Source organism: Primorskyibacter flagellatus (assembly GCF_900176485.1).
Classification (GTDB): domain Bacteria; phylum Pseudomonadota; class Alphaproteobacteria; order Rhodobacterales; family Rhodobacteraceae; genus Primorskyibacter; species Primorskyibacter flagellatus.
The window spans coordinates 1-26288 of record NZ_FWYD01000032.1; the positions used below are offsets into that span (position 1 = coordinate 1).

Annotated in this window: 21 protein-coding genes and 3 pseudogenes; 20 read left to right on the top strand and 4 right to left on the bottom strand. The window is 60.3% G+C overall.

What is annotated here, in order from left to right; translation table 11 throughout:
• Positions 1-93: 93 nt before the first annotated feature.
• The 15 genes and pseudogenes from B8991_RS19695 to B8991_RS19760 form a co-directional block, all read left to right on the top strand.
• A pseudogene (locus B8991_RS19695) lies at positions 94-873 on the top strand (IS110 family RNA-guided transposase); the annotation flags it as partial.
• 380 nt (positions 874-1253) lie between these two features.
• Positions 1254-1415, top strand: a complete 162-nt coding sequence (locus tag B8991_RS21610) for a hypothetical protein (RefSeq protein ID WP_157960662.1) — start codon at positions 1254-1256, stop codon at positions 1413-1415.
• Positions 1416-1935: 520 nt separating this feature from the next.
• Positions 1936-2133 (top strand): hypothetical protein, encoded by a 198-nt coding sequence (locus B8991_RS19700; RefSeq protein WP_084354998.1) that lies wholly within the window; start codon positions 1936-1938, stop codon positions 2131-2133.
• Positions 2134-2174: 41 nt separating this feature from the next.
• Positions 2175-3173, top strand: a complete 999-nt coding sequence (gene galE, locus B8991_RS19705) for a UDP-glucose 4-epimerase GalE (protein WP_116599910.1) — start codon at positions 2175-2177, stop codon at positions 3171-3173.
• 17 nt (positions 3174-3190) lie between these two features.
• The gene (locus B8991_RS19710) at positions 3191-4246 is read left to right on the top strand and encodes a UDP-glucose--hexose-1-phosphate uridylyltransferase (RefSeq protein ID WP_084354999.1); all 1056 of its coding nucleotides are present in this window, start codon (positions 3191-3193) and stop codon (positions 4244-4246) included.
• Positions 4236-5339: a galactokinase gene (gene galK, locus B8991_RS19715; RefSeq protein WP_084355000.1), complete on the top strand. Its 1104-nt coding sequence runs from the start codon at positions 4236-4238 to the stop codon at positions 5337-5339. The genes B8991_RS19710 and galK overlap by 11 nt, the downstream gene beginning before the upstream one ends.
• 379 nt (positions 5340-5718) lie before the next feature.
• Positions 5719-7707 carry an ABC transporter substrate-binding protein gene (locus B8991_RS19720; protein WP_157960661.1) on the top strand — a complete coding sequence of 663 codons (1989 nt, stop codon included), beginning with the start codon at positions 5719-5721 and terminating at the stop codon, positions 7705-7707.
• Positions 7708-7786: 79 nt separating this feature from the next.
• Positions 7787-8785: an ABC transporter permease gene (locus B8991_RS19725; protein ID WP_084355002.1), complete on the top strand. Its 999-nt coding sequence runs from the start codon at positions 7787-7789 to the stop codon at positions 8783-8785.
• Positions 8782-9882, top strand: coding sequence for an ABC transporter permease (locus B8991_RS19730; RefSeq protein WP_084355003.1), 1101 nt, complete (start codon positions 8782-8784; stop codon positions 9880-9882). The genes B8991_RS19725 and B8991_RS19730 overlap by 4 nt, the downstream gene beginning before the upstream one ends.
• A gap of 7 nt (positions 9883-9889) precedes the next feature.
• The gene (locus tag B8991_RS19735) at positions 9890-11560 is read left to right on the top strand and encodes a dipeptide ABC transporter ATP-binding protein (protein WP_084355004.1); all 1671 of its coding nucleotides are present in this window, start codon (positions 9890-9892) and stop codon (positions 11558-11560) included.
• On the top strand, positions 11557-13071 hold the full coding sequence (locus B8991_RS19740; RefSeq protein ID WP_157960660.1) for a sulfatase-like hydrolase/transferase: 1515 nt from the start codon (positions 11557-11559) through the stop codon (positions 13069-13071). Before B8991_RS19735 ends, B8991_RS19740 begins: the two co-directional genes overlap by 4 nt.
• A 16-nt stretch (positions 13072-13087) precedes the next feature.
• Positions 13088-14458 (top strand): alpha-glucosidase/alpha-galactosidase, encoded by a 1371-nt coding sequence (gene melA / locus B8991_RS19745; protein WP_084355006.1) that lies wholly within the window; start codon positions 13088-13090, stop codon positions 14456-14458.
• Positions 14451-15170, top strand: a complete 720-nt coding sequence (locus tag B8991_RS19750; RefSeq protein ID WP_084355007.1) for a glycerophosphodiester phosphodiesterase — start codon at positions 14451-14453, stop codon at positions 15168-15170. The genes melA and B8991_RS19750 overlap by 8 nt, the downstream gene beginning before the upstream one ends.
• Positions 15167-15958, top strand: a complete 792-nt coding sequence (locus B8991_RS19755) for an inositol monophosphatase family protein (protein ID WP_328588534.1) — start codon at positions 15167-15169, stop codon at positions 15956-15958. The genes B8991_RS19750 and B8991_RS19755 overlap by 4 nt, the downstream gene beginning before the upstream one ends.
• A 115-nt stretch (positions 15959-16073) precedes the next feature.
• Positions 16074-16895, top strand: coding sequence for a helix-turn-helix domain-containing protein (locus B8991_RS19760; RefSeq protein ID WP_084355009.1), 822 nt, complete (start codon positions 16074-16076; stop codon positions 16893-16895).
• Between the two features lie 137 nt (positions 16896-17032).
• On the opposite strand, the gene B8991_RS19765 is transcribed toward B8991_RS19760, so the two are convergent.
• Positions 17033-17881 carry a LysR substrate-binding domain-containing protein gene (locus B8991_RS19765; RefSeq protein WP_084355010.1) on the bottom strand — a complete coding sequence of 283 codons (849 nt, stop codon included), beginning with the start codon at positions 17879-17881 and terminating at the stop codon, positions 17033-17035.
• A 134-nt stretch (positions 17882-18015) separates the two neighbouring features.
• Here B8991_RS19765 and B8991_RS19770 point away from each other — a divergent pair, with 134 nt between their 5' ends.
• From B8991_RS19770 to B8991_RS19790, 5 genes are all read left to right on the top strand, one after another.
• Positions 18016-19203, top strand: coding sequence for a 2-aminoethylphosphonate--pyruvate transaminase (locus tag B8991_RS19770; RefSeq protein ID WP_084355011.1), 1188 nt, complete (start codon positions 18016-18018; stop codon positions 19201-19203).
• Between the two features lie 19 nt (positions 19204-19222).
• Positions 19223-20482, top strand: a complete 1260-nt coding sequence (gene phnA / locus B8991_RS19775; protein WP_084355012.1) for a phosphonoacetate hydrolase — start codon at positions 19223-19225, stop codon at positions 20480-20482.
• Positions 20479-21936 carry a phosphonoacetaldehyde dehydrogenase gene (gene phnY, locus B8991_RS19780; RefSeq protein ID WP_232825040.1) on the top strand — a complete coding sequence of 486 codons (1458 nt, stop codon included), beginning with the start codon at positions 20479-20481 and terminating at the stop codon, positions 21934-21936. Before phnA ends, phnY begins: the two co-directional genes overlap by 4 nt.
• Before the next feature lie 126 nt (positions 21937-22062).
• On the top strand, positions 22063-22905 hold the full coding sequence (locus B8991_RS19785) for a DMT family transporter (RefSeq protein ID WP_084355013.1): 843 nt from the start codon (positions 22063-22065) through the stop codon (positions 22903-22905).
• Positions 22906-22907: 2 nt separating this feature from the next.
• A complete protein-coding gene (locus B8991_RS19790; RefSeq protein ID WP_084355014.1) occupies positions 22908-24590 on the top strand; it encodes a Na/Pi cotransporter family protein in 1683 nt (560 codons plus the stop codon).
• 79 nt (positions 24591-24669) lie between these two features.
• On the opposite strand, the gene B8991_RS19795 is transcribed toward B8991_RS19790, so the two are convergent.
• The 3 genes and pseudogenes from B8991_RS19795 to B8991_RS19805 all read right to left on the bottom strand — a co-directional run.
• Positions 24670-24849 (bottom strand): hypothetical protein, encoded by a 180-nt coding sequence (locus tag B8991_RS19795; protein WP_084355015.1) that lies wholly within the window; start codon positions 24847-24849, stop codon positions 24670-24672.
• A gap of 78 nt (positions 24850-24927) precedes the next feature.
• Positions 24928-25092: pseudogene (locus B8991_RS21275) on the bottom strand (transposase); the annotation flags it as partial.
• A 323-nt stretch (positions 25093-25415) separates the two neighbouring features.
• A pseudogene (locus B8991_RS19805) lies at positions 25416-26177 on the bottom strand (IS110 family RNA-guided transposase); the annotation flags it as partial.
• Between the last annotated feature and the right edge of the window lie 111 nt (positions 26178-26288).

Genomic DNA, 26288 nt, shown 5'->3' on the forward strand with positions numbered 1-26288 from the left:
TAATGCGGAGCAAAGCCGTCGCATAACGGCAAAAATGAGTGGCTATCAAGCGACTGTCCCACGCACCTCCGCATTATGGCCACCTGATGATAAGTGAAGAGGCAAAAGAACGATGCGGCAGATGCCGAGGCGATTTGTGAGGCTGCGGTGCGCCCGACAATGCGGTTTGTTTCCGTGAAGAGCGAAGAAACGCAAGGCGCGGCAATGGTTTTCCGCGTCCGGGAACTTCTCATCCGGCAGCGGACCCAAACCATCAATGCCTTGCGAGGGCACTTGAATGAATTCGGGCAAATCGTACCCCAAGGCGTAGCAAATGCCTCGAAGCTCGTGGCACTCGTCGAGTGTTCAGAGTGTGAACTGCCAATGGAAGCCATTGCAACGTTTCAAGCCCTCATTGCAACACTCGGGCATTTTGAAACTGAAATTGCCAAGCTTGATGCCGAGATCACCCGCCGGGCCAAAGAAGACGATCTTGCGCGGCGCCTGATGACAGTACCAGGTATCGGCCCGCTGATTGCCACTGCAATTGCTACTCTTGCTCCGCCACCAGAAAACTTCCGGAGGGCGCGTGATTTTGCGGCCTGGCTTGGGCTGGTGCCGCGTCAACATTCGACGGGCGGCAAGCAAAGGCTTGGGGCAACGACTAAGATGGGAGAGCGAACTCTGAGACGATTGCTAATTATTGGTGCGAACAGTGTCATAATCAAACGACACATCCATCAAGAGGCTCAGCCAGGAACGTGGTTGGGTAATCTGCTGCTACGCAAGCCACCGATGTTAGTTCGGGTGGCACTCGCAAACAAAATGGCGCGCATCGTCTGGGCCTTGATGGCCCGTGGTGATGTCTACCAGTCTCCGGTAGCGGCAGCATAAGGCTGCCGTGGCTGCGAGAACGTCGGAGCGTAAGAGGGCAAGGAGTAGTTTGGCGCAATAGTCGTGAGACAGGTTCAACAAGTCAGTATGCAACATGTGCCAATGAGCACGCGGGACTGATCTGACCTTGAACTTCGAACACCATACGGGCCCGCAGCATGTAGTGCGCTGCATCAGAGGCCGGATACATGTCAGCACCCGATAACGCGTCACTATCAGCTCCGAAATTACCTCTTGCGCAAGGGGCGGTTATACATGTTGCATTAATTGTCTGAGGGGGTGGAGATCACGGTCCGAGCCATTGATCATCGGGCGTTGCCTAAATCGAGCGCAGCGCCGGGAAGGTGCACTTTACAGCTTGGCGGCAGATCTGTCTCGAGGTGATCGAGGCCAACCTTGAGAAGCGGTCTCAAGCCAACCGCAAAGCGGTGCGGGATCGTTTCGAGCGCCAACTGGAGGGCGACTTCGAGCTCGACCAATTTTGCCGTTACAGCTGGCCCGCGCGGGCAGTGTTTACCAAGGTGCGCGACTTCTGGTCCTGATCCCCGAGGGGTTGCCAGAACAGATCATTTGACGCGTCGCGCGGGCGACGCCGAAGGCTGGAGCGGGGCAGGGCGGCCTCTCATTTGAAAAGGGAGCGCCACGCTGTTGATCAAACCCCGGAAGCGCTAATGGCGCGCCTGCCAAGGCAATCAGCAGACCGGTCGGCGATAGGTGATCAATCAGCGGGCAGGTCCGCGAGGGCCTAGGCGCACTTAAATGCCTTCACGAAGGCCTCGGATGTCCCGTTGGACTGAGGGCGCTTGTCCGTCGCTTCACAGCTTCGAGCAGCATGTCGCGAGAATCCGCCCCGCTGGTCAATCTGTGACGTGTATAGATTAGGCTTATTCTAATATAGGGATATTAGATTTTCAATTTTTTCGTGTCCATGGATACTCTGCAGCTGAATCGGTATTTGAGCGTGAGCGCAAATAGTGGCGTTACGGTTTTCGGAACGCTTCCGAGCGAAGCCGTCGCCACTGCTAGAAATCCAGCCTGCGAAACGGAGGACAGGGAACTAACATGAACTACACCAGAGAATGCAGATTCGAGGCACTCGACGGCGTTTCCTACGAAAAAACCCAAGACCACATCGACGAGCGGCGAATCGCAGAGAAACGCTGCGCTCATCGCTCAGCGCCCGACGCGCGCGTATTGCTCAGCTTCGATCCGGCCCGCGCCTACCTGTTTGACGCCGAGACCGAAGCGCGTACTCGCTGACATCACAACGGCGCATCGCGCGAAATCCATAGGATGCTCACTTGGCCAAGATACTTGTCTGTGGCGGTGCCGGCTATATCGGCTCGCACATGGTGCGCCAGCTTGTGCAGAACAACTACGATGTCGTGGTCTTCGACAACCTGTCGCAAGGCAACGCCGACGCGGTGGGCGACGTGCCGCTGGTGCAGGGCGACCTGCTGAACCGCGACGCGCTTGACGCCGTGTTTGCCGAGCACGATTTCGATGCGGTCTACCACTTCGCGGCGCTGATTGCGGTGGGCGAGTCTGTGGCGGCACCCGACATCTACTACCGAAACAACGTCACCGGCACATTGAACCTGCTGGACGCAATGCGGGTGGCCAGGGTGGACAAGTTTGTGTTCTCCTCGACCGCGGCGATCTTCGGCAATCCGCAGGCCGAGTTGATCGACGAAGGCCACCCCAAGGTGCCGCTCAATCCCTATGGCCGGTCCAAGCTGATGATCGAGCAGGTGCTGGCGGATTACGGCCATGCTTTCGGCATCCGTTCGGTCTTTTTCCGCTACTTCAATGCCGCCGGTGCCCATACCTCTGGGGAGATCGGCGAGGCGCACGATCCGGAGACCCACTTGGTGCCCAATGTGCTGCTGGCAGCCATGGGCGAACGCGACGGGCTGGAGATCTTCGGTGACGATTACGACACCCGCGACGGCACCAACATTCGCGACTACATCCATATCGACGATATCGCCTCGGCGCACCTCACCGCGCTCGACTACATGGAGAAGAACCCCGGCACCCATGCCTTCAACCTCGGCAATGGCAACGGCTTTTCCAACAAGGAGGTGATTAACGCCGCCGAAAAGGTGATCGGCAAGAACCACAAGATCCCCTACCGGATTGCGCCGCGCCGTGCGGGAGACGCCGCGGTTCTGGTAGCCGACAGCCGCCGCGCACGGGAAGAGCTGGGCTGGTCTCCGCAGACCCCCGACATTGAGACCATCATCGAGACCGCCTGGAACTGGCACCGCGCCCCAAAATTCGGGCCGTTCGCGAAATAGAGGAAAGGGAGGGTGCCATGGCAGAGCCCGAATTCACCGAAGATCCGCACCGCCGCTACAACCCGCTCAAGGGTGAATGGGTGCTGGTGTCGCCGCATCGCAACACGCGGCCTTGGCAGGGCCAGGTCGAGGCAGCCGCGGGCGACGACAAGCCTGCGCATGATCCCACGTGCTTCCTCTGTTCCGGCAACACGCGGGTCAACGGCGTGGTCAACCCGACCTACGACGGCCCCTTCGTCTTCGACAACGATTTTCCCGCGCTGCTGAGCGACAAGCCCAAGGCCGTGCAGGACGACGATCCGCTGTTCCGCGCCGAGACGGTGCGCGGCACTGCGCGGGTGATCTGTTTCTCCGAGCGTCACGACCTGACGCTGCCGGAACTGTCAGTTGCTTGCATTCGCCGGGTGGTCGATCTCTGGGCCGAACAGCTGGAGGACCTGGGCAAGGACCACGACTGGGTGGCGATCTTCGAGAATAAGGGCGCGGTTATGGGCTGTTCCAACCCGCATCCGCACGGCCAGATCTGGGCCAGCGACTTCATTCCCAACGAGGTCGCCTGTGAGGACCAGTGCCAGCGGCAACATGCCGAGGACACCGGCGAGACCCTGCTGGTCGCCTATGCCGCGCGCGAGGCCGCCGACGGCACCCGGACCGTAGTCGAGAATGAGCATTGGATCGCTGTCGTGCCATATTGGGCGATCTGGCCGTTCGAGACCATGGTGATGCCCAAGCGCCACGTGCTGCGGCTGACGGACCTCGACACCGACGAGCGCGACGCGCTGGCCGATGTGCTCAAGCGCCTCTGCACCCGTTGCGATAATCTGTTCAAGACCGAGTTTCCCTACACCATGGGCTGGCACGGTGCGCCCTTGACGGAGGGCGATCACGGCCATTGGCAGTTGCACGCACATTTCTATCCGCCGCTGCTGCGCTCGGCCACGGTGCGCAAGTTCATGGTCGGCTACGAAATGCTGTCCGAGGCGCAGCGCGACCTGACCGCCGAGACCGCCGCTGCGCGCCTGCGGGAGCAATCCGAAGTGCATTACAAGTCGGGGACAACACATGATCGATAACGCCGCCAACATCCTGCTGGCGCGGGTGGCCGAGGCCTACAAGGCGCATTTCGGCATTCCGCCCGAGGCGGTGGCTTTTGCGCCGGGCCGGGTCAACCTGCTGGGCGAGCACACAGATTACAACGGCGGCCTCGTCCTGCCGATGCCGCTCCGGCTGGGCACTGCGATGGCGGCGGGCCAGGGCGGCACGGCCGGCAAGCTGCGCGTGGCCAGCGCGGATTTCGAGAGCGAAGAGGTCCGCGATTTGTGCGAGAACGCCAGCGATGCCTGGTCGGACTACGTGCTTGGCAGCTTCCGCAACGCGCCCGGTCTGAAGGAAGGCTCCGGCCTCACCGCGATGGTCGTCAGCAACCTGCCGATGGGCGCGGGCCTGTCCAGTTCCGCGGCGATCGAGGTCTGCACTCTGCGCACCGCTGACATTCTGTTTGGCACGGAGACCGACCCGGTCACCGTGGCGAAGCTGGCCCGCAAGGTCGAGAACGAATTTGTCGGCATGCCCTGCGGCATCATGGACCAATTCGCTGTTTCGGTAGGTGAGGTCGCCCAAGCGGTCTTTCTCGACACGAGGACACTGCACCACGAACCGGTGCCATTACCTGAGGGCTACTCGTTCCTCGTGGTGCATTCCGGCGCGTCGCACAAGCTGACCGACGGTGGCTATGCCACCCGCGTCGCCGAATGTCAGGCCGCCTGCAAGGCGTTGGGGGTGGAGGCGCTGAGCAATCTCGATCTCGACGACATGGAGCGGATCGAGGCGCTGGACGAACCGCTGAACCGGCGCGCACGTCATATCGTGACCGAGAACGACCGCGTGAAGCGCGGCGCAAAGACACTGGAGGCGGGCGATGCGGCGGCATTTGCGAATTTGATGATCGCCAGTCACCACTCGCAAAGCGCCGATTACGCCGTATCCCTGCCCGAAATCGACAGGCTGGTCGATGGCGCTCTGGCGGCGGGAGCGATCGGCGCGCGGTTGACGGGGGGCGGTTTCGGTGGCTCGATCGTGGTGCTGGTGGCCGCAGAAAGGCTGGGCGACGTGCGCGACACTCTGACCAAGAATTTTCCGATGGTGCGTGTCCTGACTGCAGCCTGAATCTCAACATCCGGAGCGCGGGGTACGTAGCGCACCCTTGGTGCCTGTTTCTGCGCCGCGCAATGGGCGAGCGAGGTCTGTCGGAACGGCACCTGTCGTATGCCGGCGGCCGGAAGGTCACTCAGAGGAAAAGGGAATGTTTACTAGCAGGTCTGCTCGGCGAGACAAGCACTGCCGTGCGGGCTGCCCCACACGGCACATCGCAGATGCTCGGCCCATATCTCACGAGCACTCTGGCAGGGAATCTAACTTTTCCGGATCAATTTCTCTCGAACATAGATGCCAGGGTCACAAAAGGCTCGCAAACTCATGTCAAGTTCCGCACTCGAAGACAGAACATTATTGCATCGCGCTAAGGCCCCATCAGGGAGGAGAAACAATGCCCAAGCTTTCTTATTCTACTGTGTTTACCGCATCACTTCTGGCAACGACTGCAATGTCCGACCAATGCCCGACCGTGGCATCGCCCAGCGGCATCGCCCATCACGGACTTGATCAGGTGGAACTTTCGGCCTTTGAGGCGCAGACAGGAGACAGCCTTACTTTTCACGACAACCCTAATTTGGAGAAACTGGTAAATCGCGGCCCTCTGCCGCCTGTATCGGAACGTCTGCCTGCGGAGCCCTTGGTCATCCTGCCCTATGAAGATTGCGGGACCTATGGCGGCGAAATGCGCTACCTGGCGCGCAAGCTGGAATCGAATACGTCAGAGGGTCTGTCTTGGCGTCAGGTTCAGCTGGTACGGGTCGACGATGACCTGCGCACTATCAAGCCCGACGTCGCCAAATCGTGGGCGTGGAACCACGATTACACCGAAATTACCTTTACCCTGCGGAAGGGGCACAAGTGGTCGGATGGCACGCCCTTCACTGCACACGATGTCGCGTTCTGGCTGAACGACCTGATCAACAACGAAGAGCTCTATCCCACGACGCGCGCGCCTTGGAGTGTCGGATCTCGTGCGGAGGTAATCGATGAGGTGACGGTCAAGTTCGTTTTCGATGTCCCGCAACCGAATTTGCTGGAGCATCTGGTCACGCAGGGCCAATTCTATGCCGCCTTTGCGCCAAAACACGCGCTGATCCCTTTCCACGGGGATTTCGCCGAGGATGCGGATGCCAAGGCACAGGCCGCCGGGCATAACACATGGGCGGATTGGTTCCGGCTGCGCTGGGGCCACTGGATGGACCGCACGACGCATTCCGCGCTCGGGCTGGAGGTGCCGACGCTGGAAAGCCATATCATGGTCACCGCCCCGGAGGAGACGCACCGCGACTTTGTGCCAAACCCCTACTACCACCACGTTGACAGCGCGGGTCAGCAGCTGCCCTATGTCGACCGTCACCGGGAACGGTTCATCGACCCGAGCCTCTATGTGATCGAGATCATCAACGGCAACGTCGACCAGAAATCCCTGGGTCCGATCGAATCTTACTCGGCGCTCAAGGAAAACGAAGCCGGTGGCATCTACAAGGTAATCCTGCCTGAGGGGAACAAGGGACCCTATATCGCCTTCAACCAGACCCACCAGGACCCGGCCGTGCGCGCGATCTACGCCGACGTGCGGTTCCGCCAGGCGATGAGCATGGCAATCGACCGCGACGAGGTCAGCGAGACGCTGTTCCTGGGGCTGGGCACACCCGGCAGCGCCCTGCCTCATGGCACGCCCACCGAGAAGCCCGGCGACCAGATGCATTTTTCCGGGTTCGACCCCGAGGCCGCCGGCCAGCTGCTTGACGAGATGGGGATGAAGATGGGGCCGGACGGATTCCGCCTGCGCCCCGATGGCGAGCCCTTCTCGATCATCTGGGAGTATTCGACCCAGTTCACCGGCGCTCCGGACTTTCCGACGCTGGTTGCCGAGATGTGGCGCTCGGTCGGGATTGACACCCAACTGCGCGAGATCTCGTCGGTCGACCTGGGCGACAAGGGTCGTGCCAACGCGCTGGACATCACCATGATCTACGATCAGCCGACCTACCCGGTGCTGGCCGGCGGGGTCGACACCCTTGTCCCGCCGTTCCACATCAACGACCCGTTGATGGGCGTGCCGTGGATGGACTGGATCAACACGAACGGCTCCCAGGGCGAAGAGCCCCCGGCCTGGATCAATGATCTGGTCGCGCTCGGCCCGGAGATGGCAAGGGAAGCCCCCGGTTCCGAGGCCTGGAACGCCGCGCTCGACAAGATCACGGACATTCACCGCGAGCAGATGCCGATCATCGGGATCTTTTCATCGCTGCCGCGGGTCAGCGTGATCAACAAGGACCTGAAGAACGTGCCCGAAATCACGACCATCGGGAACACGTCCTACACCGGGTACCTTCAACCGTGGCGCGTGGATCAGTGGTATTACCCTGCTGATTGATCCCATGTGCTGACAAAGACCTGCTGGCGGTCCACAAGGTGGCACCGCCAACACCTGAAAACGCGAGGCAGCAGGGATAATGTTGTTTTTCCTATACAAAAGACTCCAGTCAGCAGTGGTGGTGCTCTTTGCATTCTCCTTTGTCGTCTTCTATCTGGTTCAACTTCCGCCGGGCGACTACGCTGACGCCTGGGCCGCGGCACGGGCCGCCGCAGGCGACCGGGTCACCCCCGACGAAGTCGAGAACATCCGTCAAACCTATGGCCTCGACCGCCCCTTCCTCGTGCAGTACGTCTCCTGGATCGGTAGCGTCCTGACCGGTGACCTGGGATATTCCTTCGAGTTCCAGAAGCCCGTTTCCCACGTGCTGTCCGAACGGCTTCCCCTGACCCTGGCGATTTCTTTCGGTGCCCTCTTTGTCGTGTATGCTGTGGGCATCCCGCTCGGTATCTACAGCGCGGTGCGGCGGCAATCGGTGGTCGATTATTCCGCAACCTTCATCGGCTATATCGGCCTCGCCACCCCGAATTTCCTGTTGGCCCTGATCCTGGTTTATTTTGGGCAGAGGTGGTTCGGCCTTTCCGCCGGTGGTGTCCTGTCGCCCGAATTCTTGGGCGAACCCTGGACCACTGCGAAAGTCGTCGATTTCCTGACACATCTGATCATCCCGGTCCTCGTTCTGGGTACGGCCGGTACCGCCGCTCAGGTGCGCACCATGCGATCCACCATGCTGGATGAGCTCAACCGGCCTTATGTGACTTCGGCCCGGGCTACGGGGCTGCCCATGCGCCGCGCCGTTCTTAAGTACCCAACGCGCGTTGCCCTGATCCCAATCGTGGCGACCATCGGATGGGAATTGACCAGCGTAATTTCTGGCGCGCCGATTGTCGGTATCGTGCTGTCCCTGCCAGATATGGGGCCGGTTTTCCTCCAATCACTCGTCAACCAGGATATGCCCTTGGCCGGATCGATCCTGCTGATCTACTACTTGCTCGTCGTGATTGGCACGCTCATCTCTGACCTGCTTTTGTTCGCACTGGACCCCCGGATCCGGCAAAGCGTGGAGAGCGCACGATGACCGCTATCGACATGAACCCGACCGAGCTGTCGCGACTCCAGCTGGCCAGGCGCGTTTTTCACGGCAATCGCCTCGCCTCGATCAGTCTGAAACTGTTTGCTCTGCTGATTGCCCTGGCGGTCTTCGCGGAATTCATCGCGCCCTATTCCCCACAAGAGCGCAACCGCGCTTACAGCGACGGCGCGCCGATGGGCATCACTTTCGTCAACGAGGAAGGAAGGCTGCAACCCTGGCCCCTAGTGCCGGCACGGATCACCAGCCGTGATCCAGTCACATTGAAACGCGTGGTGCGTACCGATGACACCGAACGTTGGAACCTTAAGTTCTTCGTACGCGGTTCGAACTATGAGCTTCTTGGCCTTTTCCAAAGCGATTTGCACCTGTTCGGTGTCTCCGGCGACGGATACCTGCACCTGTTCGGCACGGACCGCCTAGGCCGCGACATCTTTTCCCGAACCCTGTTTGCTTTCCGCACCAGCTTGTCTATCGGGGTTGCCGCGGTCCTCACGGCATTCGTCCTTGGGGTCGCGATCGGCGGTATGGCGGGCTATCTGCGCGGCTGGTTTGACACTGTCATCATGCGGATCATCGAATTTATTCAGTCGATCCCGACATTGCCCCTTTGGCTCACCGTTGCCGCCGCCGTGCCGCGCGACTGGACGGCGATGCAGGTCTATCTGGTAATGACCGTCATCCTCGCGCTGATCGGTTGGACGACGCTGGCGCGCAGGGTGCGATCGCGGGTGATTTCGATGCACACCGATGAGCACGTCCTCGCCGGCAAGCTGGCGGGATGTTCGTCAACGCGGCTTTTCCTGCGCCACATGTTGCCCGCCTTCACAGGATATCTGATCGTCGATCTCACCCTCGCATTTTCCACCATCATGATCGCGGAAACATCGCTGAGTTTCCTTGGCCTTGGCCTGCGGGAACCGGTGGTTAGCCTCGGAGTGATGCTTCTGCCCGCCCAGTCAATTTCCGCCATCATGCTCACGCCCTGGTATCTGATCCCCGGCCTGTTTGTCGTCGTGGTCGTACTGCTTCTGAACTTCATTGGCGACGGCGTCAGAGACGCAGCCGACCCAGCAAATTACTGACGCCATCATGACACACGTACTCAACATAAAAGACCTGACCATCTCGCTTGCGGGAAGGCCCGAATTCCAGTTGGTCAGCGACATCAACCTGACCATTGCCCGGGGAGAAACCGTGGCCCTTGTCGGCGAAAGCGGCTCGGGCAAGAGCATGACGTCGCTCGCCGTGCTAGGACTTCTGCCTCCATCGACGGCGATAAAAAGCGGAGAGATTGCATTCGCCTCCGAACAGTTCGGCCAGTTGGATCTATCGCAAGTACCTGCGCGTCGCATGAATAAGCTGCGCGGTCGCGAACTGGGCATGGTGTTCCAGGAACCGATGAGCGCCTTCTCGATGGTCCACAAGATCGGGGAACAGGTCGGGGAACCGTTGACACAGCACTTCCGGATGAAAAAACCGGCCGTCATGGCGAAGGCAGCGGAACTGTTGGACCAGGTCGGCATCCGTGAGCCAGAGATTGCCGTTGAACGTTATCCATTCGAGTTTTCAGGCGGCATGTTGCAACGTGCGATGATCGCCCGTGCCATCGCCTGCAGCCCGAAACTGATCATTGCGGACGAACCCACGACCGCGCTCGACGTGACAATCCAGGCGCAGGTCTTGAGGCTGTTGTCACAGGTGCAGGAAAGGGTCGGGGCAGGCATGCTTTTTGTCACCCATGACCTGGCCGTGGCCGCTCAGGTATCGGATCGCGTTCTGGTCATGCAGAACGGAAGGCTGGTGGAAGCCGGGACCACCCGCAGTACGCTGCGAAACCCGCGCCATGACTATACAAAAGCCCTGGTCGCGGCCGTGCCCCACATGGCCGTGCCGGGGCGCGTGGCGCGCGACGAAACCACGTCACACGATCCGATCCTGACGGTCCGCGACGTCGAGGTGAAATACCCCGGGGCCTCGTCCTTTACCGGCAAGAAGGCGTTTCCGAAACGCGTACTCTCGAATGTCTCCGTGACCATGCAGCGCGGCAGCATTATGGGGCTGGTCGGTGAAAGCGGGTCGGGCAAGACCACCTTGGCGCGTGCCGTCTTGGGATTGGTGCCCACCACGAAAGGTGAGATCGAGTTTCACCCTAGTCAGGGCGAGACCCAGACAATCACCGGCCTCCGACCGCGCGCTTTGAAGCAATATTGGTGCAAGGCGCAGATGGTGTTTCAAAACCCCTATGCATCGCTCAACCCCTGGCAGACGATCGAGGAGACACTGGTCGAACCGATTGTTCAGCACGGGTTGGCTCGCGGGGCCCAGGCCCGCGACCGGGCCCGCGCCATGCTGGAAAAATGCGAAATGCCGGGCGACGCGATGGGCCGTTTCCCGCATGCCTTCAGCGGCGGTCAGCGCCAGCGGATCGCCATTGCCCGCGCCCTTGTCGTCGCACCGGAACTCGTGGTCTGTGATGAGCCGTTTTCGGCGCTCGACGTGTCGACACAGGCGCGCATCATAGCTCTTCTGAAACAGCTCCGGGCGGAATTGGACCTGTCGATCCTGCTGATCTCCCACGACCTGGCCGTGACCTCCAGCCTGTGTGACGAAGTGGTGGTGATGGAGCACGGCAAGGTGGTCGAACACGGCAGAAGCCCGGAAATATTTGTGAGTCCCAAGGCCAGGTACACGGCCAACCTGATTGCTGCCGTGCCGCGGCTGAACCCCTACGAAACACCTGCAAGCGAGACTGCAAATTGAGCATCAGAAAGAAGAACATCCTGCTGATCTATGCCGACCAATGGCGTCACGATCAGTTCGGATCAAAACGATCTTACACACCCAACCTCGATGCCTTGGCACGAGAGGCGGTGTCCTTTCGTCAGCATTTCACGCAGGTTCTGCCCTGTGCGCCGTCGCGGGCGAGCCTGTTCACAGGGCTTTATGCCCAGACCCACCGCGTCCTCAAGAACCGCACGCCCTTGAACGCGCGGCACAAGACGATTGCACACTACCTGCGTGACAGCGGCTACGCACCGACGTTGTTCGGCTATACCGACACCACGCTGGACCCGCGTGAGTTTTCTGAGGGCGACCCGCGCCGAGGCCCCGGCTACCAACCGCTTCCCGGGTTCGAAGTCGGCTGTCACCAGCCCGACAACAATCCGCATGAATGGTTGGCCCACCTTCGCGCCGAGGGTGTTGAGTACACCGACCATTCTGATGTCTACGACCCGGACCGGACGCGCGCCAATGCTACCGGCGGCGCAGCGGGTTACCCTGCCAAGTACCGCGCCGAGGACAGCGATACGGCCTATCTGACTGATCGACTGATGAGCTGGCAACGCGAGCAGGCCGAGGGGTGGTGCGCGGCGCTGTGCTACCTCCGCCCGCACAACCCCACGATCGCGCCGGAACCATACAACAGTCTGGTCAATCCTGCGGACCTTGCCCCGCCGATCCGCGCCGAGGACGCCGCCGAGGAAGCCGCGGCGCATCCCTACCTGGCCCACCAGATCGCGCAGGGTGACGCGGGTGCCAGCGTGCATCAGGATTTGGCAGGGCGCATTGCCGAGGTTGACGAACAGGACTGGCGGTCGATCCGCGCCATCCACCTGGCCCTGATGGCAGAGATCGACGCGAACCTTGGACGCCTTTTCGATCAGCTGAAACAGACCGGACAATGGGAGGACACGCTGATCCTATTCTCCAGCGATCACGGCGAAATGATGTTCGACCATTACCTGTGTCAGCAGGCGTCCTGGCACGATCAATGTACCCATGTGCCGCTGATAATCCGCGCCCCGGGTGCACAGTTCCGCGCCAGCGCGGGCCATGCCGTCGAGGCGTTGAGCGAGGCGGTCGATACCATTCCAACGCTGCTCGACTGGCTGGGTTGCGAGGTGCCCGGTCACCTTGATGGCCGGTCGCTGCTGCCCTTCCTCAAGGGCGAAAGCCCCGCAGACTGGCGCGATCACGTGGTCTGGGAATTCACCTACCGCAACGCGGTGACGTCCGAATACCTGAGTGCGCACGGACTGGATGACGATGACTGCGTGATGACCGTGATCCGCGACAAGCGCTTCAAACATGCGTTCTTTCCCGGGTCCGACCCGGTGCTGATCGACCTCGAGAGCGATCAGCATGAGCTGCGCAACATCGCCTCGGACCCGGAATACGCCGCCGTGGAACGCAGATACCTTGCCCGGCAGATGCGCAACCGCATCCGGCACAGTGACAGAATCCTGCCGCCTCCGCCGGCACCGAAGTGAACAAAGGAAGATAGCTATGACCAAGATTGCATTTATCGGTGCCGGCAGCACCGTATTCGTCAAGAAGATTCTCGGTGACGTGATGCTGATGCCCGAACTGGGCCAACTCGACATCGCGCTGATGGATATCGACGAAGGGCGGCTGCGGACCTCGGAAATGGTGGCCAGCAAGATCGCGAAATCCGTCGGCGCGGATGCCCGTATCTCGGCGACGACAAATCGACAGGCGGCGCTGGAGGGAGCGCATTTCGTGATTGTGATGATCCAGGTCGGGGGCTATCGCCCGTCTACGGTGATCGACTTTGACGTGCCCGACAGAGTCGGCCTGCGCCAGACCATCGCCGACACGCTCGGGGCGGGCGGCATCATGCGAGGGCTGCGCACGGTTCCGGTGCTACTGGACATCGCAAATGACATGCGCCGCTACTGCCCGGATGCGCTGATGCTGCAATACGTCAACCCAATGGCGATCAACTGCTGGGCGCTGAGCCGCCTAGCACCCGACATCAAGGTCGTCGGGCTGTGCCACTCGGTTCAGAAAACCTCGGCCATGCTGGCCGAGCACCTCGGCAAGGACATTGCTGATATCCGCTTTGAATGCGCAGGCATCAACCACATGGCGTTCTTCACCCGGTTCGAGCTGCGCGACGCAACCGGGTACAAGGACCTCTACCCTGAGATGCAGGCCTTTGCCCATTCGGATGCGGTGCCCGACGATGAACGCGTGCGATATGATATCCTGCGGCGGTTTGGCTATTTCGTCACGGAATCGTCCGAGCATTTCTCGGAATATGTTCCGTGGTACATCAAGTCCAATGCGCCAGAGCTGATTGAAAGGTTCAATATCCCGCTGAACGACTATCCGCGCCGCTGTGAGAAACAGATCGCGCGCTGGGCCAACATGGAAAAAGACCTCATTGCCGCAGACACCATCGCGGTCGAGCAGAGCGAGGAATATGCCGGCCAGATCATCCGCGCGTCGGTCACAGGCGAGCCGGTGGTGATTCACGGCAACGTGCCCAACCGCAACCTGATCGACAACCTGCCCGCCGGTACCTGCGTCGAGGTGCCCTGTCTGGTCGATCGCAACGGGGTGCAGCCGATACGGGTAGGGGCCCTGCCCGCGCATCTTGCCGCGATGATGCTAACCAATATCGCGCCGCAGACCTGCGCGGTCGAGGCGCTGGTCTCAGGCAAACGCGAGTATATCCACCAGGCGCTGGCCCTCGATCCGCATACCGGCGCAGAGTTGTCCCTTGAGCAGATCTGGGCGCTGACCGACAGCCTTCTGGCGGCGCACGAAGGGTACTTGCCCCATGGGTGGAGCGAGGCAGAAAACTCGGCGCTGGCGGCTTCGGACACAGAAGGTCTGGTCGTGAATGCGTAGTCCCGCGCAACCACGGGCACTGGTATGCCATCGCGGCAGCACGCTGTTCGGGCCGGAGAATTCTCTGCGCTCGGCGGCGGGCTGTTTTCGAAACGGATACGACTACGTCGAGATTGATATCCAGACCTCGGCCGACGGGCAGCCGGTAATCCTGCATGACACCACGGTGGACCGGATGACCGACGGACAGGGCGCTGTGGCGGACATGCCTTTGGCTGAGTTGAAACGGCTTTGGCTCACCGATGCCTCCGGCGAGACGTCCGACGAACGCATTCCAACGCTAAACGAGATGCTCTCCATGGCCGGACCAGGATACGGGTTCATGGTCGAGATCAAGCAGGCCGATCCCGGGCTGGTGGCGGCAGCCGTAGATCGGTTTGGCCTGACACCCAGATGTTTTTTCTGGTCTTTTGATCCATCTGTATTGACCTGGCTCAAGAAAACCCATCCAGAACTGCGGTTAATGGTCCGGGCCCGAGACCATGCCTCGGTCGATCAGGCTTTGGCAGCCTATGCGGCTGATGTCATCGAGTTCGAAACGGATTTGCACGACCGCGTCCTTGCAGACGAGGCACGTAACGCCGGGGCCAGTCCCATGGTCTATGCCCAATACGGTACCGATCAGGAGGTCTACACACTGAACTCCTGGGGCATCGATCTGATAAACACCGACCGGCCCGACAGATTTGTTAGTCGTGGAGACCCGATGTGACTCCCGAGATTCGCAGTGAAATGGCGGCCGAAATCACTTGTGCTGCTGGACGCCTCGCCAGGGCCTATTTCGCCGACCTTGGAAATCTTTGCGTGTCCCGCAAGGGTCACCAGGATTTCGTCAGCGCCGCCGACCACGCGGTGGAACTGCTCATGCGCGAGCGTTTGCGCTCTGAATTTCCAGACGACGCGGTGATCGGTGAAGAACACGACCCGATCGAAGGCACGTCTGGCTTCACCTGGGTGATTGACCCAATCGACGGCACGACGAACTTCGTCTCGGGCATTCCGGCCTGGACGGTGGTGCTGGCTGGAGTTCAGGACGGCAGAACGGTTTGCGGCGTGATCTACGACCCCTGTCACGACGAGCTGTTTGTTGCGATGGAGGGGAAAGGTGCTTGGATGAACCGAGAGATTTTACAGATCGGTAGAGGAACGGATCTCCTCAGTGGCAGCCTTGGACTTGGATATTCGAACCGTCGCGATGCACGCGGCGTTGTTCGTCTCATCGAATTGCTCCTGGCACGGGGCGGCGTATTCGTCCGCAACGCGTCCGGGGCTCTGTCCCTAGCTTATGTCGCCTCCGGGCGCTTTCTTGGCTACATCGAAGAACATATGAATGCTTGGGATTGCTTGGCTGGGCAGTTATTGATCTCTGAAGCGGGCGGTCGGATCGAACATCAAAGCACGGCTGATATATTAAGAGATGGCGGCCGGATAGTTGTAGCCGCGCCGGGCGTTTTTGAAGAGGTTCAAAAATTGGCTGACTCGGCGTTCAAGGATAAATGATGCAGCGGGGCAGTTGAGGCTGGGATGGTCACATCGATATGTCGGTACAATGATTGACGCGGGCGATCTGCATCCTTGCCTGCGGTGTGTCCGGCGCAGCCGCTAGGATAAAGCGATGTTTCTTTCACCCGGGGACCAGACCGGCCAATTTCGCGCCATTCGACGCGTGCCCACGGTGATGCCGCGATCCCATTGGCACATGCACCTTGAAATCGTGTTTTGTGCCGGCACTCCCATCACATATGAAATGACCAGTGACATGATCGCGGTGGATACCGGGCAAGTCGCGGTCTTCTGGGCGGCCTTTCCGCATCGTGTCGCGGAAAGCGACATCCACGGTGAGGTCTATGTGGTCAATATCCCACTGGAAAGCGCGTTCCAGTGGAATTTCCCGGTCCAACAGATATCCGACTACTTGGAAGGACAAGCCAAGGTCGCATTTCCTCCTGAGAACTATGGAAAATCGACCTTCCATCGATGGTTCAAGGACATCAACTCTGGAGAGGACGAACTCCTGCAAATCGTTCAGCTCGAGCTGCTTTCCTTTATCCGACGGTTGGATTTCGAGGCGAGCGATAACACCGAGTCGTACGGCTACAAACGCTCGGCATCGCGGCAGTTCGGCGAACTGATGCGTCGGGTGATCGAACAGATGCAACAGGATGATGGTGCCAACGTGTCGGTCCAATCTATCTCCGATGCGCTAGGCATGAATCCCAAATACCTGACCACAAAATTCAAATCCAATACCGGTGTCACACTGGGGTCCTACATCCGGCGCTCCAAGGTGGCTGCCGCACGGGCTCTTCTGCTTGATACCGACTTGAGCGCAACCCAGATCGCGCATGAGGCTGGATTTGGCTCCCTCAGCCAGTTTTATTCGGTGATGAAGGCGGAGACCAGCCTTACTCCGAGCCAGATCAGGAGCCGTAGCTAAGGGTTTGTAACCATCCGGCAAACCCGGCGCGGTTCATCTGGACTTCCTTACGTCGCTGCCGTGGGTTTAGGGCTCTCGCGGGGCCCACTTCACGACAAGATAGCCAATCTGATTCCTCCCTCTCTTCCGTAGACCACTCAACAGTTCATGAAGGACCTGATAATCCGCAGGTTCTTTCGCTGCTTTAGGTGGATCAGCGTCTCTGACATCGCCAAGTCAGTATTTGTCAGGGCGATCTTGATCAGCCTTGGGTCGCTGCCGAATTCAGCTTCAGATACGAAACCAATGCCGAGTCCGGATCCTACGATCTCAAGCATCGCTTCGCGCCCCTCAGCGACCACAGTCGGCACGAGGGTGATACCTTTTTGTAAAGCCTCCCTGTCCAGCTTCTGTCGGGTTTTCGAGCCCTTTTCGCGCAGGATCAGCGGGTATCTCTTCAGATCCGAAAGCCGGATCTGATCGATCCGGTCGCTCAGAAATGCCTTGGCCGCCACCGCCACGATCGCCGAATTGCCCAAGCTTACCATGTGCATGTCGGAGCCTGGGTCTTGGCTACCCACGACCCCGATCTCTGCGTCATAGTTTCTCAGGCTTTCCACCACGTCCTCACTGTTTCCGGTCAGCACCGAGATGGAGACCTCTGGGTATTTCTCTCGAAACCGCACCAGGCGGTCGGTGAGGTGAAAGGCGCTATCCACCATGATCCTGAGATGACCCTTCAGCGCCGCCCGGCGTTCCGAGAGCAGGTCATTTATGCGTTCCTCGACTTCGAATAGCTGTTTTGTTGTCAACAACAGCTGCTCGGCCAGAGGTGTCAGGGTGATCTGCTTGCGTTCGCGGTTGAAGAGCAGGACGTCGTGATCGCTCTCGAGCTTGCGCACTTGTTCCGACACCGCCGGTTGGGTGAGCGAGAGGCGTTCGGCGGCGCGGGAAAAGCCGCCGCTCACCGCGACATAATGGAATGCCCTGATCTGGCTGTAATTCACTCGCTGACCTTCCCTATGATGTACGCCCTTGTTATATAGGGTCAGCCTTTTATACCATTGCTATTAACAATTTTTCAAATACTTCGGCCGGACATAGACCTTGTGAGAAACATCGTCAGATCAAGGAACCTGTCATGTGTACTGCCGTGGCGAAGATAAATGCACCCAAGCTGGGCGAGCCATATCTGCTCACGCCCGGGCCGTTGACGACGTCTTTCGAAGTCAAGGAGGCTATGCTTCGCGACTGGGGCAGCTGGGATGACGATTTCCGGGCCATGACCCGCGAGATGCGTAGCCGGTTGCTCGCGCTGCTCGGAGAGGAGCGGGCGGAGTACGACTGCGTGCCTATCCAGGGCTCTGGGTCCTACTGCGTCGAGGCGATGCTGGGGTCTTTCGTTCCTGAGGACGGCAAGGTGCTGGTTCTTGCGAACGGTGCCTACGGTCTGCGGGCGGCCCAGACGATGGAGTACCTAGGCCGGGATTTTCACTTGGTCAACAAGGGCGACTACCTGCCGCCGCGCGGTGATGAGGTCACCGCGATTCTGAAGCGGGATCCGGACATCACGCATGTGTTGATCATCCACTGTGAAACCAGCTCCGGCATTCTGAACCCGGTCGAAGAGTTGGCCGACGCTGCGCATGCCGCGGGACGCAAGGTGCTGATCGACAGCATGTCCGCCTTCGGTGCCGTGCCGCTGGATACCTCGCGCGTCAAATACACGTCAATGGTCAGTTCGGCCAACAAGTGCATCGAGGGTGTCCCGGGCTTCGGCTTCGTGATTGCCCGCAAAGACGAGATCGAAGCCGCCAAGGGCAACAGTCATTCGCTTTCTCTGGACGTATATGCGCAATGGGCGACGATGGAGAAGACCGGTCAGTGGCGATTCACCCCGCCTACCCATGTGGTCGCGGCCTTTCTCAAGGCGCTTGAGGCGCATCGCGAGGAGGGCGGCGTTGAAGGTCGCGGCGCGCGCTATACCCTCAACCGCGACGTGCTGGTCGAAGGCATGCGCCGGATCGGGTTCGAGACCCTTCTGGTCGACCGCTGGCTCAGCCCGATCATCGTGACATTCTTTTGTCCGGCAGATCCGAAATTCGATTTCGTGCGCTTTTACCAGAGTATGAAGGACAAGGGCTTCATCATCTATCCCGGCAAGCTGACCGTGGTGGACAGTTTCCGCGTCGGCTGTATCGGGCAAATGGACGAGCATGTCATGCGCCAGGTCGTGACCGCCGCGAAGCAGACGCTCGAGGAAATGGGCGTGGCGACCGCGGCCCCGTCGCAGGCCGCGCTGGATGAGCGCAAGAAACTCGCAGCATAGTACTTACAAGGATATCGATATGACCATCACCTCCACGGTCGAGGCGAACGACCGCACCTATTCGGCACCCGGCACCTGTGCGATCGCGATCTGTCTTGACGGCTGCGAACCAGAGTACCTTGATAAAGCGATCGCCGACGGCTTGATGCCGACGCTCAAGCGGATGAAGGAGCATGGCACGGATCGGTTGGCACATTCGGTCATTCCCTCCTTCACCAACCCCAACAACCTGTCGATTGCCACCGGGCGACCGCCCGCCGTTCACGGTATCTGCGGCAACTATCTCTTCGAACCCGACACCGGCGAGGAAGTAATGATGAATGACGTGCGCTTCCTGCGCGCACCGACAATCTTCGCCAGATTCTATGAGGCCGGGGCCCGGGTGGCCGTCGTCACCGCCAAGGACAAGCTGCGGGCGCTGCTGGGCGCCGGTCTGAAGTTCGACGAAGACCGCGCCAGATGTTTCTCGGCCGAGAAATCTGACAGCTCAACACGCGCCGAGCACGGTCAGGATCAGGCCAGCAAGTGGCTGGGCATAGCGCAACCCGAGGTCTATTCGGCAGAGCTTTCGGAGTTTGTGTTCGCCGCCGGCGTGAAACTTCTGGAAGAGTGGAAGCCCGACGTGATGTATCTGACCACCACGGATTACGTGCAGCACAAGTACGCCCCCGACCAGGCTGAGGCCAAGGCGTTCTACGAGATGTTCGATAAGTATCTTGGGCAGCTCGACGCGCTGGGAGCGGCCATTGTCGTGACCGCCGATCACGGCATGAAGCCCAAGCACGACGCCAACGGCGACCCCCAGGTGATCTATGTCCAGGATTTGCTTGACGCGTGGCTGGGCGAGGCGGCGGCGCGTGTCATTCTTCCGATCACCGATCCTTATGTGGTGCACCATGGCGCGCTCGGAGGATTTGCCACCGCCTACCTGCCAGAGGGCACCAATGTGTCCGAGATCATCGCCAAGCTCGCGGCCCGGCCCGAGATCCTTGAGGCCATGACCCGCAGCGAGGCAGTCGAGCGTTTCGAGCTGCCTGCGGACCGGATCGGTGACATCGTGATGATCTCGACCGAAAACATGACCGTCGGCACCTCCGAGCACCGTCACGATCTGGCCGCCCTGAACGAGCCTCTGCGTAGCCACGGCGGGCTTACCGAGCAGGAGGTTCCGTTCATCTGCAACCGGGTTCTGGACTTGCCCTCGACCCCGGTGCTTCGCAACTTCGATGCTTTTTACTATGCAACGAAGGCCGCCGCATTCGAAGATGTCACGGCATGAACACGATGACGAATCCGCGCATCCGCAGCGAAGGCATGCGCATCGGTGGCGAAGTCGTCTTTACCGACGACGTGGTCGAGGTGCTCTTTCCCTATACCGACGAGGTGATAGGCACCGTGCCCGCCGGGACCGCCGAACACGCCCGCCGCGCGTTCGAGATCGCGGCGAACTACCGGCCCCGGCTGAGCCGTTATGAGCGTAGCCAGATCCTGCAACGGGCACGGGAGTTGATCGGCGAGCGACGCGACGAACTGGCAAAATGGCTGACGCTGGAGCTGGGTATCTGCCACCAGCATGCGATCTATGAAACCAAGCGGGCCCAGGACGTCTATCAATTCGCCGCCGCCGAGGCGATGAAGGACAATGGCGAGATCTTTTCCTGCGATCTCACGCACAACGGCAAGGCGCGCAAGATCTTCACCAAGCGCGAGCCAGTCCGCGCGATTTCGGCGATCACGCCCTTCAATCACCCGCTGAATATGGTCAGCCACAAGATCGCGCCGTCGATTGCAACCAACAACTGCATGGTCTGCAAGCCGACGGAACTGACGCCGCTGACCTGCATTGCGCTGGCGGACATCCTCTACGAGGCGGGCCTGCCGCCGGAAATGTTCCAAGTGGTGACCGGCATGCCTCAGGACATTGGCGACGAGATGATCACCAACGAGAACATCGACATCATCACCTTCACTGGCGGGGTGCCGGTCGGCAAGATTATCGCTGCCAAGGCAGGCTACAAGCGTCAGGCGCTTGAGTTGGGTGGGAATGATCCGTTGATCATCTGCAACGATCTGTCCGACGCCGACCTTGAGGAAGCTGCCACTATCGCCGTGGCCGGTGCCACCGGCAACTCCGGCCAGCGCTGCACCGCCATCAAGCGCATTCTGGTGCAGGAGAGTGTGGCCGAGAAGTTCGTGCCGCTGGTGCTGGAGAAGGCCAGGAGGATCAAGTTCGGCGATCCGCGCGATCCCGAGACGGAGCTGGGCTGCGTGATCCATTCCCAGGCGGCCGAACTGTTCGAGAACAGGGTGCTGCAGGCCGAGAAGGACGGCGCGAAGATCCTTTATCACCCGGAACGCCGCGGCGCTCTCCTGCCGCCGATCGTCGTGGATCATGTGCCCCACGACAGTGAGCTCGTCATGGAAGAGACCTTCGGGCCGATCATCCCGATCGTACGCGTTTCCGATATCGATGAAGAGGTTATGGCGATCTCGAACTCGACGGATTTCGGCTTGTCCTCGGGCGTTTGCACCAACGACCTGAACCGGGCTATTTCCTATATCAACGGGCTTGAGGTCGGCACCTGCAATATCTGGGAACAGCCCGGCTACCGGATCGAGATGTCGCCCTTCGGCGGCATCAAGGACAGCGGAAACGGGGTCAAGGAAGGTGTCATCGAAGCGATGAAATTCTTCACCAACGTCAAGACCTACTCCCTTCCATGGCCCGAATAGCGTGAATATCGAGCTGACAGGCCGGGCCCCCGCGACCCGTGCCTTGCCCACGGCCCTCACGGCCCCCCGTTCTTTCCTGCCACATGCCGGCCGGCCCGAAACGGCCATGCGAACGAAGACCGCGACATGAGCGGCGAAACCTTTTTCATCGTGGTCTTCGCGGCCTTCCTGCACGCCTTGTGGAATGCCATCGTCAAGGGTGCCGGCGACAGGACGCTGGTCTTGGGCCTCGTCGCCTCGGGCCATGTCGTGCCGGGGTGCGTGCTGATCTACCTCTACGGCATGCCCGACCGCGCGGCCTTCCCGTATATCGTGGCGACCACCGTCATCCACTGGGGGTACTACATCTTACTGAACATGGCCTATCGCACCGGAGACCTGAGCGTCGTCTACCCGATCGCGCGCGGGTTCGCCCCGGTCCTGATCGCGCTGGGGGCGGTGATCTGGGCCGACGAATACCTGCCGTTGACGGCTTGGATCGGAGTCTTCGCGGTGTCCGGCGGGATCATGCTGCTTGCGAGCGAAGCTTTCGCCAGTCGAGCGGCCCGCAGCGGACTGGTGGCGGCAGTGGGTCTTGCCGCGGTGATCGCAAGCTATTCGATCGTCGATGGCATCGGGATCCGGGTCTCGAACAATCCGGGCAGCTATATCGGCTGGATTTTCGCCGCCGAGATTTTTGTGGTGCTCTACGTCTTTGGCACGCGTTGGTCGAGGTTTCGCGCCATGTCGTCCAAGGCGATCTGGATCGGGCTGACCGGCGGCATCGTCTCGGGCGCGGCCTACGGGCTGGTTCTGCTGGCCAAGACGACGGCCCCGCTCGGCATCGTGTCGGCCCTGCGCGAAACCTCGGTCATCTTCGCTGCCTTGATTGGTGTTCTGTGGTTTGCCGAGGGACCGCGGGGCAGCCGGATCATAGCTGCCGTGGTCGTGGCTGCGGGCGTGGCCCTTTCGGTCGGCGCAAGGGTCTGATCATGCAGATCCTAGCCTTCGTCATCGAGCTGATGGGCGCGACGATGCTGCTGCTCTATGCGGTGCGCATGGTCCGGACCGGGATAGAACGCGCCTTCGGACCGTCCTTCAAACGCGCCCTGACCGCAAGCCGCAACCGGGTGAGTGCCGCCGCATCGGGGCTGGTGCTCGCGATCATCTTGCAAAGCTCGGCCGCGGTTGCGCTTCTCGTCTCCGGTTTCACGGCGGTCAGCGCCATATCCTTCGGCGCGGGACTGTCGGTGGTATTGGGGGCGGACCTGGGCTCCGCCTTGCTGATCCAGGTGTTCTCCTTCGATCTGAGCTGGCTGGTGCCTGTCTTGCTGGCATTGGGGGGCGGTCTGTTCGTGAAATCGGAACGCAGGCCCCTGCGCCAGGCCGGGCGCATCATCTTGGGCATCGCCTTCATTCTGATTTCGCTAAGGTTCCTGCGCGAGACCATGGATCCGATACGCGACAGCTCTTTCCTGCCGGCAATTGCCGACTACTTAGCGCGCGATTTCGTGACGGCCTTCATTGTCGGCGTCAGCCTGGCCTTTGCTATGCATTCGAGCGTCGCAGTGATCCTGATGTGCGTGACGATGGTCTCGATCGGAGCGATTCCTGTGCCGGCCGGAGTCTCGCTGGTTCTGGGGGCCAATCTCGGCAGCGCCCTGATCCCCGTGTGGTTGACCCGATCCATGGAGAACCGGGCACGGCGCGTGCCTCTGGCCAATATCGTCGTCCGGGGCAGCGGCGCGATCATGGCTCTCTTCGTTCTGAACGAGACCAGTATCCTGCCCTATATCGGCTCGCTGGATTCGGCGCAGACGCTGATCAACACGCATATCCTGTTCAATGCGCTGCTGCTTACGCTGATCGTCTTTTCCAACTGGCTCGAGGTGCCGTTCAGGGCGTTATTGCCGGACGATCCGCCAAGCATCGACGATCAGTCGCCGCTCTATCGCAGCGTGCTGGACGACACGGTTTTCGACAGGCCGCATGTCGCGATTGCCAGCCTGCGCCGCGAGGTTCTGCGCATGGTGCAACTGGTCGAGACGATGATGCGGCCAGTCATGGATCTCTACAGCAAGTTCAATGCTGATACGGCGCGTAGCGTGATTGCCAAGGACACTCACGTGAACGCCGCCCTCGACGAGATCCGCCGCTACGCCGCTGCCCTGCAGCGCGTTTCCCTGAACAAATCTGACACCAAGACAGTGCGCGAGTTGACCGAATACGCCATCGCCGTGGAAGCCGCGGGTGATATCGTGGCGAAACGGCTGGTCCCGTTGGCCCGGGAGAGATCCGAAAAAGGCGTGCGCTTTTCCGAGGACGGCGCGGGCGAGCTGAACCGGATGCACGATCATGCGCTGGCCAACATCGTCCTTGCGTCTAATCTGCTGGTGTCGGATGATCTAGAAAGCGCCCGGCTGCTTCTGGAGGAAAAACAGGAAATGACGCGCCTGGAACGCAAGAGCCGCAAGCGACATCTGAAACGGTTAAGCGAAGGTGTCCAGATCAGCTTTGCCTCCAGCGATATTCATCTCGAAACGGCGGGCGGCATCAGGGACTTCAACAGCCACCTGTCTTCGGCAGCCTATCCGCTGCTCCATCGTGGAGGCCAACTGCTTGAAACGCGGCTCATCGAACAGAACTACGAAGACCTCGAAGTGCGCCAGCGTTAGATCGCATCAATGGGGGCGTATCGCGAATGCTGTGGAAATTCCCTGGCGGCGCGGTCCGAGCATGTGAAGGTTCATCATCTCAGGCGACAAGGCCAAGGGGCATTGGCTCGAGCGACCGAGAAGGTGTCTCCCAGCCATCGACCTTGCCGCCGGGCACCAGCAGCGCCCAAAGCAGCATCGGCACGGTTTCGGGGATTACCGCTTGCGCCGAAAGAGGTGACCCGGCGGCATGACAAAGACGATCAGAAGCACAGGTCACATCGTTTTTGCAAGGCGCTGATCAATGCTCGAAAAGCAGCAGGTCTGACACAGGTCGGAATGGCCGAGCGCCGCGCTCGAACACACCGGAGGCGCCTTCGAGCAATGCCCGCTTCCATTGATGGATCATCGTCGGATGCACCCCGAACCGGCTCGCCAGCTCGGCTGCGGTTTCCTCGCCCTTCAGGGCCTCCAGCGCAACCTTCGCCTTGAACGCCGGCGCGTTCTGCTTGCGTTTTGACATCTCTGATCTCCTTCTCGTCGAAGATCAGCAGACTGCAAATCGTAGCTTATGTCTGTGTCCGAATTTCGGGGGGTATGTATGAACTGCCTTCCCCTGCAAGCGTTTTGTTGATGTCCCTTTGACCCTGCTTCTATGTATTCGGTCTTTCAATGGGGCCATTCGATTTGCCCCTGACCAAGATGGGAAGTCGCGCGTCCTGTGTCTCGTTAGCTCATCGGCACTCTTGGGGGGCCATGCTCCCCGTCAGACTGACAAGACGCCGATTGGTCGTTGGTCCATCTCCTCCTCGCTCGCAGATTCCTATTTGTTGCGCGGTTGCGTGTCTATGCGCCCACAAGCGCCGCGGGGCGATATCGCTCGCCTTTCGTCAATACGGCCCAGGCGATCCGCGCCATCTTGTTGGCCATGGCAACGGCAGCGACATTCACGTGCGCCCGCTCTTTCAGCCCATCTGCCCATTGCGTTATAGGCGATGTTCGATCCCGCATGAGATGCAGAACGGTCCGCGCCCCATGGATGAACAATTTGCGGAAGTATCGGTTGCCGTGTTTTGAGATGCCGATCAGCTTGGCTTTTCCACCTGTGGTGATCTGACGTGGCACGAGACCAAGCCATGCGGCAAGATCGCGCCCTTTGGCAAAGCTGCTGCCGGTTCCAACGGCGGCCACAAGGGCGCTGGCAATCGTTGGGCCGACGCCAGGGATTTCCATCAAGCGCTGCATGTCGGCATCTGCCTTGGCCAGAGCCTTGATCTCGGTGTCGATCGCTTCGACCCGGTCGTTGATCGTGGCCAGCTCCGCCATCATGTCTGACAACATCGACAGGATACGGTGCGAAAGATCAGTGGTGCCTGTCGCAACCAATCTGACCAGCTCTTTTTGGAAGACGTGGCGGCCTGCTCCGACCCGAATGCCGCGCTCCATAAGAAAGCCCCGGCCTTGATTGGTAAGGCGTGTCCTTTCGGTCACCAGCCGCTCGCGGGCTCGGTGCAGAGCCTGAAGATCAAGCTGCTCTTCCGATTTGATCGCGACGAATGACATTGTCGGGCGCGTCGCGGCCTCGGCGATCGCCTCCGCATCACGGTCATCATTTTTGTGAACCTTGACTTATCATCAGGTGGCCATAATGCGGAGGACTCTGTGCAAACCTGCTGTTTGTCAGCGTTTTTGCCCCATGTTCCTCCGCATTATTTCAGA